Origin of the sequence: Marinobacter sp. bablab_jr008 (assembly GCF_016464145.1) — a bacterium.
GTDB classification, from domain to species: Bacteria; Pseudomonadota; Gammaproteobacteria; order Pseudomonadales; family Oleiphilaceae; genus Marinobacter; species Marinobacter nauticus.
This window is the reverse complement of the sequence record NZ_JACDWW010000073.1, coordinates 81,609-95,781: the sequence shown is the minus strand read 5'-3', so window position 1 is coordinate 95,781 and position 14,173 is coordinate 81,609. Positions and strand designations below refer to the sequence as shown.

Annotated in this window: 10 protein-coding genes; 2 read left to right on the top strand and 8 right to left on the bottom strand. The window is 60.4% G+C overall.

Annotated features, from left to right (window positions below; all coding sequences use genetic code 11):
• Nucleotides 1–4 precede the first annotated feature (4 nt).
• Nucleotides 5–2,752, bottom strand: a complete 2,748-nt coding sequence (locus JIF53_RS14600) for an ATP-binding protein (RefSeq protein ID WP_023011755.1) — start codon at nt 2,750–2,752, stop codon at nt 5–7.
• A gap of 117 nt (nt 2,753–2,869) precedes the next feature.
• Between JIF53_RS14600 and JIF53_RS14595 the strand changes: the two genes are divergently transcribed.
• Nucleotides 2,870–3,103 carry a DUF2789 domain-containing protein gene (locus tag JIF53_RS14595; protein ID WP_023011756.1) on the top strand — a complete coding sequence of 78 codons (234 nt, stop codon included), beginning with the start codon at nt 2,870–2,872 and terminating at the stop codon, nt 3,101–3,103.
• A 9-nt stretch (nt 3,104–3,112) separates the two neighbouring features.
• Here JIF53_RS14595 and JIF53_RS14590 read toward each other — a convergent pair whose 3' ends face one another.
• The 7 genes from JIF53_RS14590 to JIF53_RS14560 form a co-directional block, all read right to left on the bottom strand.
• Nucleotides 3,113–4,498, bottom strand: coding sequence for a GGDEF domain-containing protein (locus JIF53_RS14590; RefSeq protein WP_011784043.1), 1,386 nt, complete (start codon nt 4,496–4,498; stop codon nt 3,113–3,115).
• Nucleotides 4,499–4,509: 11 nt separating this feature from the next.
• A complete protein-coding gene (xerC, locus tag JIF53_RS14585) occupies nt 4,510–5,484 on the bottom strand; it encodes a tyrosine recombinase XerC (protein WP_011784042.1) in 975 nt (324 codons plus the stop codon).
• Complete coding sequence (locus tag JIF53_RS14580; protein WP_023011759.1) at nt 5,481–6,230, bottom strand: DUF484 family protein; 750 nt, start codon at nt 6,228–6,230, stop codon at nt 5,481–5,483. Before JIF53_RS14580 ends, xerC begins: the two co-directional genes overlap by 4 nt.
• A gap of 18 nt (nt 6,231–6,248) precedes the next feature.
• Nucleotides 6,249–7,175 (bottom strand): diaminopimelate epimerase, encoded by a 927-nt coding sequence (gene dapF, locus JIF53_RS14575; RefSeq protein ID WP_153740811.1) that lies wholly within the window; start codon nt 7,173–7,175, stop codon nt 6,249–6,251.
• Between the two features lie 14 nt (nt 7,176–7,189).
• Nucleotides 7,190–8,440, bottom strand: coding sequence for a diaminopimelate decarboxylase (gene lysA / locus JIF53_RS14570; RefSeq protein ID WP_011784039.1), 1,251 nt, complete (start codon nt 8,438–8,440; stop codon nt 7,190–7,192).
• Between the two features lie 35 nt (nt 8,441–8,475).
• Entirely contained in the window at nt 8,476–8,670 is a 195-nt protein-coding gene (lptM, locus tag JIF53_RS14565) for an LPS translocon maturation chaperone LptM (RefSeq protein ID WP_022992130.1), read from the bottom strand.
• A 71-nt stretch (nt 8,671–8,741) separates the two neighbouring features.
• The gene (locus JIF53_RS14560; protein WP_011784037.1) at nt 8,742–11,591 is read right to left on the bottom strand and encodes a class I adenylate cyclase; all 2,850 of its coding nucleotides are present in this window, start codon (nt 11,589–11,591) and stop codon (nt 8,742–8,744) included.
• Nucleotides 11,592–11,718: 127 nt separating this feature from the next.
• On the opposite strand from JIF53_RS14560, the gene JIF53_RS14555 reads away from it, so the two are divergent.
• The gene (locus tag JIF53_RS14555; RefSeq protein WP_199453056.1) at nt 11,719–14,163 is read left to right on the top strand and encodes an EAL domain-containing protein; all 2,445 of its coding nucleotides are present in this window, start codon (nt 11,719–11,721) and stop codon (nt 14,161–14,163) included.
• Nucleotides 14,164–14,173: the final 10 nt, after the last annotated feature.

Sequence of the window (14,173 nt, the reverse complement as noted above, 5' to 3'; positions counted from 1 at the left end):
CGGGCTATTCCTGTCCCAGTAGGCGGGGGAATGCATCCAGGGCGGTATTCACCGCGTCCAGATTAAAGGCCTCCACATCCGCCAACAGCTTCTCACCGTAGCGCGTGACCGACGATGAGCGATGCCGCTGCCCCCATTCGATAATGCGGACCGCGAAATCCTTCATCTGTTCCGGGTCGCCGCTCTCGCGCACTTCCTGCCATTCATTACCGAAGTCTTCAGCCAGTTTTTCCCGCAGCCAGCCCCGCTCATGCATACTCATGGTCTGGGCCAGCAGGCGCTCGGATTCCTCCGGCGCGCCATCGTCATCAGCCTGCTCCACCGTCGCTTCTACTCTGGGCAGTACCACCTTGAACGTCGAGCCCACATTGGCTTCACTTTTCACGGTCAGTCTGCCGCCCATCATTTCCACCAGTTTACGACTGATCGCAAGCCCCAGCCCGGTACCGCCATAACGCCGGGAACTCTGGCCTTCCTGCTGCTCGAAGGCTTCAAAAATGCGCTCCTGCTGGTCCGGGGCTATGCCGATACCGGTGTCAGCTACGGTCACCACCAGCCGGTAGTAACAAACCTCGGAATCGGCATCCGCCGGCTCGCCCAGCGGCTTGGCGACCGCTCGCACGGTAACCCCGCCGTCGTGGGTGAATTTGATGGCATTGCCCACCAGATTAAACAGCACCTGTCGCAAGCGGGTTTCGTCCAGCATCATCGCCGAGGGCATACCCGATCCCACGCTCACTTCCAGGGTAATGCCCTGCTCCGTCGCCCGCAGGTCAAAGATGTGGCGGACATCACTGAGCAGCCGGCGCACGGAAACAGGGCCGAAATCCAGGCGCATCTTGCCGGCCTCGATCCGCGACAGGTCCAGAATGTCATTGATCAGCATCAGCAGGCTTCGACTGCCCGCCCGGATGGCATTGAGGTAATTGCGCTGTTGGGGATCTGTGACCGAATTGTAGAGCAGATCGCTGTAGCCAATCACCGCGTTCATAGGCGTTCGGATTTCATGGGACATGTTGGCCAGGAATTCGCTCTTGGCACGGCTCGCAGCCTCCGCCTCCCGGGCCAGCCGCTCCGCCTCAAGCTTGGCGGCACGGAGTTCATCCTCACTCCGGCGCAGCGCGTTCTCGGACCGGATTCGCTCATCCACTTCCAGTGAAAGTTTGCGGTTCCAGTACAGGAAGATCAGCACCACCACGATGGCTATCAGAATGATCCGCCGAACCACGGTGTAATCGGCTTCCTGTTCGATATCCAGGTGAATCCAGCGATTATAGATGGCTTCGGTTTCGGACGTCGGCAGACTGCCCAGCGCCTTGTTCAGAATGCGGTGGAGCTCAGGCTGGGCCGGGCTGACCGCCAGTCCCAGATCGTACTGGTAAGGGGTAATACTGGTAATCCTCAGGTTCGACAGACCGAGCCGTGCCACCGTGTAGCTTACCGCCGGGATATGCGTCACCATCACATCCAGATCGCCGTTGGAAAGCGCAAGCAGCCCGTCTTCCACGGTCTGCTGGGGATAGAGGTCGAGATTCGGATGATTGATCAGCAGATAGTCATGACTGGCCTGGCGGTTTACCACGCCGACCCGCTCATCCCGAAGTTCACGCAGGTCTCCGATAAAGCGACCGGCGTCGCGGATCGCCAGCGCAATGGGCACGTTGACATAGGCCCGGGTGAACAGGAATTCCTGCTCGGTACGAGGCGTGCGGGACATGCCGGGAAGCACGTCCAGCTCACCGGATTTCAGTTTTTCCTCGGCGTCGGCCCGACTGTCTACCGTCACTCGCTGGAAGCGAATCCCCAGATCCTTCTCCAGCCGGCTGAGCAAGTCGGCGACCAGCCCCGTGGGCCGGCCATCCTGTTCAAACTCGAACGGCGGCCAGTCCGGCCTCAGTCCGACGGTAATCTCCGAGTTACTGGCCAGCCATTCCAGTTCACCGGCGGTCAGGGCCACGTTTCGGGTCTCGACTTCAGGCAGCTCCCCCGCCAACCAGGACTGGCGAATATTGCGATGTTCCTGATGGGTCAGTGACGATACCGTGCGATCAAACACCCGAAACATGCGCTCCTGCTCAATGGGAACCTGCAGCACCACATCCACAGGTCGCCGATCCAGCAACACCGCCAGCCCGACACCATTGATCATCGCCGATTCGAGGTAGTCAGACACCACCGGAACCGGCCCGAGAAAAGCATCTGCCTCGCCCGACATAACCCGGCTGACCGCCTCACCCAGGCTGGAAACCGGTACCGGCGTAAAGCTTTCCACCGGGTCCAGCAGCGGAAACTGATTGGGGTCGTCGCCGACAATGACAACCTTCGCTGCCTCCAGATCAGACAAAGTCCGGATTGCCGGGTCGCCGGCATTCACAAACACCCCGTAGGTGAGTGACATCAAGGGCGCTGTGTGTCGCACGCCGGGAATAACCGGGGCGCCGGGCAGTCGGGTGGTCAGGATCAGGTCCGGCTCTGGCCGCTCAGTGCCCAGCATCTGGTTCATCAGAAAGGGCTCAATGGGCAATCCCAGCTTGGAGGACAAGCGGTTGAGGTAGTCCACCCAGATGCCCGCCATGCGCCCCTCCCCGGTATCGAACACCAGCGGCACCTGGGTATGCCTGACCCCCACATTGAAGCCATCCTGTTCTGCAAGCCAACGCAGATCTTCAACGCCCAGTACGGGCGCCGGCGAATTCTGGGGTGGATCCGCCAACACGGCCCCTTGAAAAAGCAGCAACAGGAGGCAAAACATGAACTGTGAACGAGACTTCACTGGATATCCTCGGCGGGTCCACTACATTTCAGGAAAACCATACCTGCAAACGGGCAGGATTGCATTTTGCCAATGAGCTGATGGAGGTACGTAACCATGGACACCAGCAAACACAGCCTGAGCACCCTGTTCGAACAACTGGGTCTGCCCTCCGGTCAATCGGAAGTCGAGCATTTCATCGCCCGACATTCACCATTACCCAGTGAAGTCGCTATCCAGGATGCGCCCTTCTGGTCAGAGAGCCAATCCCATTTTCTGGAGGAAGGGCTGGAAGATGACAGCGACTGGGCGGAGGTGATTGATGAACTGGATGCCCTGCTAAGGCGCTGATTGGCTGGGTCAGAGCACCGACACCCGATTTCGGCCCTCATCCTTGGCCTGATAGAGGGCCCGATCAGCCCGGTCAAACACCGACTCTTCGGTGTCGTCGTCCTGAAAACCGGTCAGCCCCGCTGAAAAGGTAATGCTTACCGGCTCGCCGCTGAAATGGAACGGCAGGCCGGATACATGTTCGCGCAGGGAATCCAATACCTTGCGGGCTTCATCTGTGGGCGTTTCCGGCAGAAGCACCACAAACTCCTCGCCACCGAACCGGGCGATAAAATCCGTCGACCGCAGGCGAGTGCTCATCTCCCGGGCCACCAACTGCAGCACGCGATCCCCTGCCTTGTGGCCATAGGAATCGTTGATGCGCTTGAACAGATCCACGTCCAGCACAGCCACCGTGAGCGGGTGCCGGTAGCGCAACCAGCGATTGTATTCAAACGACAGCCGTTCCTGCCAGGCTTCACGGTTGGGCAGCTGGGTGAGCAGATCGGTCAGGGCTCGCTGACGCTCTTCACGCACCTGGGCCTGCATCTGTTCCGAATGGGCCTCCATGGCCGCGACTTTCTCCTGCATGGCTTCCAGTTGGTTCGCCAGCAGTTTTTCACGCTCGCTTTCCGACGTCCGGAACCGCTCCAGCGCACTGCCAATAAATTCCAGGCGTTGACTGACCGACTGCTTCAAAGCTTGAATATCCTCGCTGGCGCGGATGTCATCCCCCACCTTGTCCAGCTCGGCACGGATTTCCCGGTCCAGCGTTGCTGTGGCGTCCTGCCGGCCAGTCTGGACATCGCTCTGCTGGGCAAAATGCTCCCGTAACGCCTGCAAGCGCTCATCCAGGCGTTTCAGGAAGGCCTCGAATTCGCGCTGGCTGCGGGTGATGGCGGCGATCACCAGGTCGGCGACCCGGTTCAGCCCCTCCCGGAGCACTTCCCAGTCGTTGCTGGTCAGCAAGGTCTGCTGTAATTCCCGGGCTTCTGCTTCTGCGGCCGGCTCCAGGGAAGCCTGTTGCAACAGTTGCCCCAGTAACTGGCCGATGCGGCGTGCAATTCTCAGTCGCTGTGTGGTATCCGCCAGATCCACACCTTCTGCCGGGGCTTGCGGTTCCGGTGTGGGCGACACAGCCTGAGGCCCGGCCTGCTCGTCCAGCAGGGTAATCTGCCGGTCAATCTGGTCCTGCAGCTCCCGCCAATGCTGCAGGTTGATCTGTTTCTTACGGATATCCTCCCGCAACCGACCCAACAATTCGTCCAGCTCCGGTCGCTGTCCTTCAGAGGCCAGACTGGTTCGTACCAGCATTCGTTCCAGCAGATTACGTTCGGATTCCCACTGTTTTTCCCGATGCTCTGCTTCTTCCAGTTCCCTGAGATATTTCTCTTTCCAGGAATCTTCAGATGCCATGAACTACTCCCTTACTGGCCGGCACGATGCTCTTCCTCTTCACACCCTGTGCGATCGGTCGTTCGGCGGCGCGCCCGGGGATGGCTCTGATCATAAACCCGGGCAAGATGTTGAAAGTCAAGATGAGTATAGACCTGGGTTGTGGCAATGTCCGCATGACCCAGCAATTCCTGAACCGCGCGCAGGTCGCCACTGGATTCCAGCATGTGACTGGCAAAGGAATGCCTGAGCAGGTGGGGGTGCAAACGCTGGTCCGCGCCGTGCAGAATACCCCAGCGAGACAGGCGACTCTGGATACTGCGCCGGCTCAGACGGGTACCCCGCTGGCTGACAAACAGTGCCTTCTCACCCTCGGTGACCAGTGCCCGCCGGCAGGACAACCACTGTTGCAACGCCGCCACGGCCTTACGGCCGACCGGCAGCACGCGCTCCTTGTTACCTTTACCGAGAACGCGGATTTCTGGGCCCTTCAGATCCAGAGCCGACAGATCGGCCCCGGCCAGCTCCGCCAGCCGAAGGCCGGAGGAATACATAAGCTCGAACATGGCCAGATCACGGATTTCGAGGGGGTCTTCGGGGGTGGCATCCAGTAACTGGCCAATCTGATCAACATCCGCAACGCGGGGCAAACGCCGACCACTTTTCGGCGCCCTGATGTCCAGAGCCGGATTATCGATGGCAAGCCCTTCGCGAAGCAGATACTGGTAGAAACGCCGAATCGACGACAGGTGCCGGGCAATGCTGCGTCCGCTCAGCCCATCCCGGCTGAGCCGGGCTACGTAGCGCCGAACATCGTGGGCAGACAGCTCTGACCAGTCGTTGAGGCCGTTATCTGCAAGCCAGGCGACCAGCCGCTGAAGGTCGCGCTGATAGTGTTCGCAGGTACGGGGTGAATGCCGTTTCTCGGATTGCAGATGACGAATGAAGCCGGTCAGCGCCGCCAATTGGCTCGCTGATCCTTTGTGGTCACTCGCCGCCACGCTCACCCCTGGCCGGTCTCCGCGGTCAGATCCGTCACCGGAGCGCCGGTACCATGGCGCTTGAGCATGGGCGGCAAAAGCCGGCTCAGGGTGTCACTGATGTAGCTCAGGAACAGCGAGCCCATGCTCTGATCAAAGTAACCGGGTTCACAACTACCGACAGCAAACACACCCACCAGACCTTCGTGGCGCAGGGGCACAAGGGCAACGGAGGCGATGGGCTCGTCACGGTCCGGGAACAGGAATTCACGCTCATTCTCGCGGAACTGGCCACAAACGGCCCGCTCCCCTTCCAGCAGGCTTCCCAACCGTTCGCGTGCCGCGGCCGCATCCACCATATGCAGGGCACCCTGTGACTGAAGCTGACCGGTTTCACTGAACAGAAGTACCGACGCGGCATCCAGACCAAAATCACCCCGGATACTGTCATCAATGGCAGCCGCCATATCCTGCAGGTTACGGGCTTCAATCACCTGCATCAGCAGGCGTTTGCTTTTCTCGAACAACCGGTCGTTGTGGCGGGCGATGGACACCAGTTCCACCAGCTCCCGGCGTAACGTGTCCCGCTGTTCCCGGAACAGGTGCACCTGACGCTCCACCAGGGAAATCGCCCGGCCGCTGTCATGGGGCAGAGTCAAACTGCGCAGCAGCTCGTCCTGGTCGATAAAAAAGTCCGGATTGGCCCTCAGATATTCTGCGACCTGTTCCCTGGTGAGTTCGCCGGCCTTCTGGCGGGCCGTTTGTTCTGTCATCGTGTTCTCCTGATCGGTTCAGGCCCCGTTTTTATGAGGTCGGGTGTTCGGGCGGGCACTCCTGCGGCGCCGGGGCTGGGGTTCGCCAGGCAGCCGCAACTGGCCTTCAAATACCGTGGTTGCAGGACCTTCCATCATAACAGGGGTACCTTCCCCCTGCCATTCAATGACCAGCCTGCCGCCACGCAACTCGACTTCGACCCGACTGTCCAGCAAGCCGCGGAGACAACCGGCCACCACCGCTGCACAGGCACCGCTGCCGCAGGCGAGTGTTTCGCCGGAGCCCCGTTCAAACACACGCAACCGGGCATGGCGGCGATCAATCACCTGCAGAAAACCAATGTTGGCCCTGGCCGGAAACCGGGGATGCTTTTCCAACTGCGGGCCAAGGCTTTCCACCGGCGCCGTATCGACATTGTCCACCACCAGCACTCCGTGGGGATTACCCATGGAGATGGCTGACAGCTCGACCGTCTGACCATTCACGTCGACGGTATACACATCCTTGCGCTGATCCGCTGCAAAGGGGATCGCGGGGGGGTTGAGCTCCGGCACCCCCATGTTGGCCGCTACCAGGCCATCCCGACCCACTTTGAGCTCAATCACACCCTTGGCAGTCTGGACCCGGATAACACGCTTGTTGGTCAGGCGCTGATCGCGCACAAAGCGGGCGAAGCAGCGGGCTCCGTTGCCGCACTGTTCCACCTCCGAGCCATCGGCATTGAAAATGCGGTAGCGAAAATCAACATCCGGAAGCCCCGGTGGCTCCACCACCAGCAGCTGATCAAAACCGATCCCGAAATTGCGATCCGCCAGCTCCCGGATGGTGTCCGGGGCCAGCCGGAATGGCTGGCTGATGGCGTCGACCACCATGAAGTCGTTACCCAGCCCGTGCATCTTGGTAAAGCGCAGGACCGGACCCTGGCCACGTCGTTGCTGAGACATCTCGTTCCCCCCGCTCATTCCGGCAGGCAACTTTCCGGCGCCAGTTGGTCGTCCAGAGTCTCCCGGCGCCGAACCACATGCACCTGATCTCCGTCCACCATCAACTCCGGGGGCCGGTTGCGGGTGTTGTAGTTAGAGGCCATAACAAATCCGTAGGCCCCAGCCGAGCGCACCGCCAGCAAATCGCCGGCTTTCAGGCGCAGAGCGCGATCCTTGCCGAGGAAATCGCCGGTTTCGCACACCGGGCCCACCAGGTCCCAGGGCCTTTCCTCACTGTCCTGATGGGGCTGAACCGGAATAATGGCCTGCCAGGCACTGTAGAGTGCCGGCCGGATCAGATCATTCATGGCCGCATCGATGATGGCGAAATTCCGGTGTTCGGTGCACTTCAGGAATTCCACCCGGGTCACCAGAATGCCCGCATTCGCGGCAATGGAGCGGCCCGGCTCGAGCACCAGTTCGAGCTCCCGATCACCCATGCGTTCATTAAGGGCTTTCACATAATCTGCCGGTTGCGGCGGGGTTTCCTGGTTGTAGGTCACACCCAGACCGCCCCCCATATCCAGATGGCGGATACGGATGCCCTGCTCTGCCAGGGTGTCGATCAGAGAAAGCACCCGGCCCAGGGCATCCAAGAACGGCGAAACAGACGTCAGCTGTGAGCCGATGTGGCAGTCCACCCCGTGGATATCCAGGTTGGGCAGGCTGGCCGCCCGGGCATAGACTGCCGGCGCCTCGGCGATATCGATGCCGAACTTGTTTTCCTTCAGGCCGGTCGAGATATAAGGATGAGTGCCCGCATCCACGTCCGGATTCACTCGCAGGGAAATGGGCGCTTTCACTCCCAGTTCGCCAGCCACCTTGTTCAGGCGATCAAGCTCGGTGTCGGATTCGACATTGAAACAGCGAACGCCGGCCTCCAGGGCCCGCTTCATTTCCCATTCCTGCTTGCCAACGCCGGAAAAAACCACTTTACCGGCATCCCCGCCGGCACGAAGCACACGTTCAAGCTCTCCGGCCGAGACTATGTCAAAACCGGCCCCCAGACGAGCCAGCACATTGAGCACGGCCAGATTGCTGTTCGCCTTGACCGCATAACACACCAGATGAGGGCGATTCTTCAGGGCCTCATCGTAAGCACGGTAATGGCGCTCCAGCGTCGCCCGGGAATAGATGTAGGCTGGCGTACCAAAGCGCTCGGCGATATCGGCAACGGCAACGTCTTCGGCGTAGAGTTCGCCGTTACGGTAATTGAAGTGATCCATGCTGTTCCTGAAAGCTTAAGGTCGGGTGGTCTGGCTCAGGGCTGTTCATTGTCCTCATCGGCATTTTCGCCCGCCTCCGCAGCTGCCTCGGTGTCACCAGTCTGCGATGGTACGGCGTCGGGCACCGGCGCGTTCCGGTACAGCGGCCCTTTCTGGCCACAACCGGATACCATCAAAACCACAAACACCGAGAGCGCGACGGCCAGGCGGCGCACAAGCCCAAGCTGCATACCCAATCCCCTGAGTGAATAATGGCCGAAGTATACCCGACACCCGGGCCGCACCGCGAGGATTCACATGTTCAGGACAGGTGCTGGTTTAGGGCATCTTCCAACTGCGCCCGGTAGAACAGGTACTGGCTGGTCTGGATATCGCGCTGATACAGCTGTGGATCGAGATCGTGGGGCAGATGCAGGTCAGTCAGATACACCGGATAGGGGTCCGGACTCTGCCGCAGGGAGCGGATGTAATGGGCCACCGCCGGAATCAACCGGTCGCCATATTCCTGCACGGTAAACTCCTGATCGTTGCAATACAGATCAAAGCGCAGAATGCTGTCACCCTGTTGCACGCCCACCGCCTGCACTTCGAGGCCGGACAAGGGCATTCCGGCGACCAGTTCTGGCCGCGGATCGGCCAGCCATCGGCCATCCCTGCGTACCAGTTCGTAACACCGGATACCGGCGACCGGCTCCAGATTATCTGCCTGGCGCAACTGCCGGCGCTCAATAACACTGTCCAGAAATCGCAATAACGGTGCCAGTAGATGACGGCGTTGCTGGGCCTTCAGCTGGCGATGCCACAGACTGCCATACTCATCCACCACCCAGAGCTGGCCCTGGTCTCCCTGCAGCTGCCAGAATACCTGGATGTTACCGGCTTCGGAGGCTTCACATACCGCTTTCAATAGGGGAGCATCCTGCAAAGCATAGCGATCCGGCACCACCGGCAGAAAACTGTCCTGGGGCTGGAACAAGGCATCCATCAATGCCGCGCGGCTATCCAGGGCAACAAACCCCGGCTCCTGCCCATTGAACTGGAGCAGAAAATAACGCTGATCCATCTCGATGATATAACGCAAGGGATGGGGGCCGGTGCCGCCTGCAAAAAACTGTCGGAGCACATCGGCAAACAACTCACTCACACGCCGGGCAATGGCCTGTCCGTGCCCCCGGCTGGGCGCCATCACTCGGATATCCGGCAATTCCGCAGGGTTGATCGCCACCTGAGCGAGCACATTCTTCAAACACTGGATCAGGGTATCCCCAGCCGCGTAATGCTGCAGACTGACTTCGTGCCAGCTGTTCAGGGTAATCTGGTCGATGGTCACCACCAGGTTGTCCCGGGCCCCACTGAACCCGAGCGAGTCGTTGCGGGCGCTGAGTTTATGCAGCCCCCGCTCGGTCAGATGAGCCTGTGGGTCCACCGCCACATTCAGCAACAACAGGTTGCGTAACGGCCGTACTGCACGGGACAGGGCCTGCCGGGGCGCCGGGGGCATAGGCACCGGCAGGAAACCAGCCAGCACATCCAGTATTTCCTTCAACTCGCTGACCGACGCCACGCTCTGGCCCGCTCGCACATTCAACCGTGTACTGCGACTGAGCAGCCCGTTGCAGTAACACCAGACAAGCAACTCAGCCAGGTTGCCGGCGCGGCGAATAACCGGCTGCCAGAAGGCGTCGGACGGATCTTCAAGATCCCGGTACAACAACCAGCCGTCTCCGGCTGCCCCCTGTTCACTGCGATGGTGAAACGACAGATTCTCTTCTGCCAGCGAGGGCACCAGCCCAGGATTGATCAGCTCGACCTTACCGGCCTTGCGCTGGAAGGCGGCATAGAGCTTGCGGCCCAGCAGGTTGATGTCATTGGCGCTGATCGACGCCTGTGCATCCTGTTCCCGGGCCAATCTGGCCAGCAAGCGGTAACTGTGGGTAAGCTCGGCAACCACCCGCCGGCGTAACCCCATCACTTCCTCGGCACACCAGCGCTGACGATCGTCCAGCCTGCCCAGATCCTCCGATGACCAGCCCCAGCCTTCAACCAGGCTGCGCAACAACTCGACCCGCCAGGGGTCACCTACCATACCCGCCCGGCTGAGCGGCAAGCCGGATTTCAGGTACAGGCTTCGGCGCACCAGCTCCAGCCGATCTGCGCCGTCACGGGCCAGCAACCACTGCTCCAGTCTCTGGTACAAAAGCACGTAGGGGTCCAGGGCATCGGCGCTAATCACACCATTGTGAACCGCCTGCTTGAAGCTGGCCGAGAGCAGTGGTCGCTCCCGGTCGGTGGCGTAACATTCAATCAACAGCAGCTTGAGGATGGCTTTCCAGGGCGCATCGATTCCTTTGTAGAGCTGCCAGATGCCAGCGCCAGGCAGTTCTGCGGGAGGAATGTCCGGCACCGCGCCAAAGTCGATGTAATCCCTGGCCTGGATAAACCGACACTCCACCAGCTGTCGCCGGCAGTGGTCGTAATCGGCCTCCCGGTCTACCGGGATCAGCCACCACAACGGATATTGGCCGGCGAGGTGAATGCTGGTGCGGTAGAACTCATCCAGCAACAGAAAATGCTGGGCGCTGCCGCAGTTTTCCCCGGTGACTTCCACGCGCTGTCGCCCGGCCCGCCAATCGGCGGCAGAGAACACAAACACGTGCAGCTCCACCCCCAGGCCACCGGCCCATTCCGACAGTTTTTCGGCTTTTCGCTCCAGGCACCGAATGCCCGACGCCGGCAAATCCTGACGGTGGCAGAGCCAGACATCCAGATCACTGGCCACCGAGTGGCCGAGGGTGCCAGGGCTTCCCATCAGGAACAGACTGTCCAGATCAGGCTTTCGAGTGCCCTTGTCACGATAGTGAAAGCTACGGGCGTAACGGCGGGCGGCGTCCAGCACTTCCTGGCCGGGCGTGTAACCACTGAAGCCGTCCGGGCAGTTACCATCCAGATAGCCAGGCAAGGCCGGATGGTTACGGTGAAAAACCAGCGGCAACAACTCCAGCACCATCTGCTGCCGGTAGGTCAGTGCCGAGCACGCCCGCTGCCAGCGCTGCTGGTTAACCAGCAGAAACCGGTCCCGCAGGCGCCTGAGCGTCTTTCGGTCGATTCCATCCTCGAAATCGAGAACTATGGGCGCGGCGTGAACGGTCAAGAGAGCTCCGGCAAGAGGTTATTTTCGGCAAGATAGTCAGTATGATGAATGAATCGTGGCAAAACCTGTAAAAAAATAAAAGCACAGGCAGTGAACACGCTGCCAGCCCGAGCGAGGCACCCGAGCTGTGAAAGAGTTTCTGATTCAACGCTACCGGCCCGATCCGACGGGCCCCGTTATCCGGCCCACCCTGCTTCGGGTGGATGACGATGGCCGGATCATCCAGGCTGATCGCCATGCAGAAACCATGTTTGGCTACGACATCAGCGATCTGACCGGGCAGAAAGTCCAGCATATTCTGGCTTCCCGCCAGGACGATCCCTTCGCCCCCGCCCACCGACACCGGCTCGACAATGGCCAGACAGTGCTGGTGACGTTCCGCCACAAGGATGGCTTTTTCTTTACTGCCCTGCTCGGGCTGCGAATGGAGATCCGGGATTCAGACCAGGCCGCTACCGCCTCGATTACCCTCAGGGACAGCGATGCCATGGATAGCCGGATTCAACGACTGGCGGAACAGAGTGCCGGCTTTGGTCTCTGGGAACTGGACATGCCCAGCAACGAGATCAGCTGGTCCGAAGGTATGTACCGCCTGCTGGAACTCAAAGCCGGCAGCGAGCTGACACCGGAACAGGCGCTGTTTTATTGCCAGACAGGCCAGAACCGGGTACGAGCGATGTTCAGGCGCTGTATGCGCACCGGCCAGCCGTTCAGCATGGACCTGACCATTCTCACCAGCCGGCAACGGCCACAACGGGTTACTCTGGCCGGTCGTGCTCTGAAGAACGGCGGCCGGGTGCATAAACTCGGCGGCGTGATGGTCAACCACAGCGAGGCCATGGTCCACGATCTGGAAAAACAACAGGCTCAGCAGATTCTTCAAGCCACGACCGCCGCATCCTCTGATCTGGTGGTAGCCATCGACACCGAATTCAGACTGTTGCATTTCAACACCCCCTGGTGCCAGCAGTTTCAACACGCCTTTGACCTGACGCCAAAGACCGGAGACAACCTGCGCAGCCTTTTGAAGGACTTCCCCAATGAGCGGAGACTGATCGAACGGCTATGGCAACGGGCCTTCGACCGTGAGCATTTTGTGGCAGAAATGCCCCTGAACCGCCAGGGAGAGGGACTGCCGATTTACGAATTTCATTTCCAGAGCATCCGCGGAGACCGGGGCGAGGTCACCGGGGCCGTTCATGTCGCACGCGATATCAGCAACCGGATCCAGCACACCAGCAACAGCGATTACCGCATGCGACACGATCCGGTCACCGAACTGATGAATCGCCGTTCTTTCATCGAACACCTGGAACGGGCCATGGGCCATCGCCACAAACGCCAGAGCACCGACGGGCTGCTGTTTCTGGATCTGGACAACTTCGAACAGTTCAACGAGGACGCTGGCAGCGGCACCTGCGACCGCTACCTGCGGGAACTGGCCGCCATGCTCGGGCTGCGCGTGCGACAGCGCGATGCCCTGGCACGACTGGCCGGCGATACCTTTGCGCTGTTCATCGAGAACTGCCCGGAACCCAGAGCGCGAAAGATCGCCGAGGAAATCCGCGAACAGATTGCCCAGTTCCAGTTTGAATGGCAGGGGCATACCCTGCAGACCACTACCAGCGGCGGTCTGCTGATTCTGGACAGTGAGTTGCCGGAACGGGCCGACACGCTGCTCACCCAGGCTGCGGACCTGTGCCATACCGCCAAGACTTCAGGCCGGAACCGGATCCACACCGCCCATGCACTGCCGGATGCCGCCGGCGATACTGGTACAAACAAGCAGCTGGAACAGCTCCGCCAAGCCCTGGACCACCATCAACTGATCCTTGAGTTCCAGGCTCTGAAGCCGGTGGCGAGTGTGACCTGGGGCGACCATATTGAAATACTGTGTCGCATTCCCGGTCAGGGACCGGACGACACCACACTCCTGCCCGGACAGTTCCTGCCCCTGGCCGAGCGCTTTGACCTGGCCAAACGGCTGGACCGTCAGGTCATTCGTCAGGCCCTGGACTGGCTGGGGCAGCACCGACTGCTGGAACCAAGGCTGAAATACTGCGGCTTCAACCTGTCTCTGGCCTCGGTACTGGATGACACCTTTGCCGATTTCATGGAACAGCTACTGGCACCCTCACCGTTCCGGGCGGAGTGCTTCTGCCTGGAGATCCGGGAAGCCCATGCCACCCAGTATCCGGACGAAGTGGCCGTGCTCTGCGATGCACTGCATCGAATCGGTTGCCGGGTGGCTCTGGAGGGCGCTGGTGCCTCCGTGGAAAGCTACAGCCTGGCCGCCCAGCTGCCGGTGGATATCATCAAACTGGATAGACGGGTGATGGATCATCTGGAGGATGACCCGGTTCAGCAAGTAATGGTGGATGCCCTGCATCGTATTGCAGAAGCCGCAGGCAAGGAGACCGTTGCCACCTTTATCGAGAGCGACGAAACCCTGAGAAAGGTCCGTACCCTGGGCATCCATTTTGGCCAGGGTTACCGGTTATCAAGGCCCCGACCGCTGGCGGAGCTGAAGCCGGTAGGGGTTGAGCTGAGTACGGGCTGGATCGGCGGCTAAGTTATGTTGA

Bases quoted from the DNA above. Each gene is read 5' to 3' on its own strand.
- JIF53_RS14600 (WP_023011755.1), bottom strand. From the start codon at position 2,752: ATGTTTTGCCTCCTGTTGCTGCTTTTTCAAGGGGCCGTGTTGGCGGAT.
- JIF53_RS14595 (WP_023011756.1), top strand. From the start codon at position 2,870: ATGGACACCAGCAAACACAGCCTGAGCACCCTGTTCGAACAACTGGGT.
- JIF53_RS14590 (WP_011784043.1), bottom strand. From the start codon at position 4,498: ATGGCATCTGAAGATTCCTGGAAAGAGAAATATCTCAGGGAACTGGAA.
- JIF53_RS14580 (WP_023011759.1), bottom strand. From the start codon at position 6,230: ATGACAGAACAAACGGCCCGCCAGAAGGCCGGCGAACTCACCAGGGAA.
- dapF (WP_153740811.1), bottom strand. From the start codon at position 7,175: ATGTCTCAGCAACGACGTGGCCAGGGTCCGGTCCTGCGCTTTACCAAG.
- lysA (WP_011784039.1), bottom strand. From the start codon at position 8,440: ATGGATCACTTCAATTACCGTAACGGCGAACTCTACGCCGAAGACGTT.
- lptM (WP_022992130.1), bottom strand. From the start codon at position 8,670: ATGCAGCTTGGGCTTGTGCGCCGCCTGGCCGTCGCGCTCTCGGTGTTT.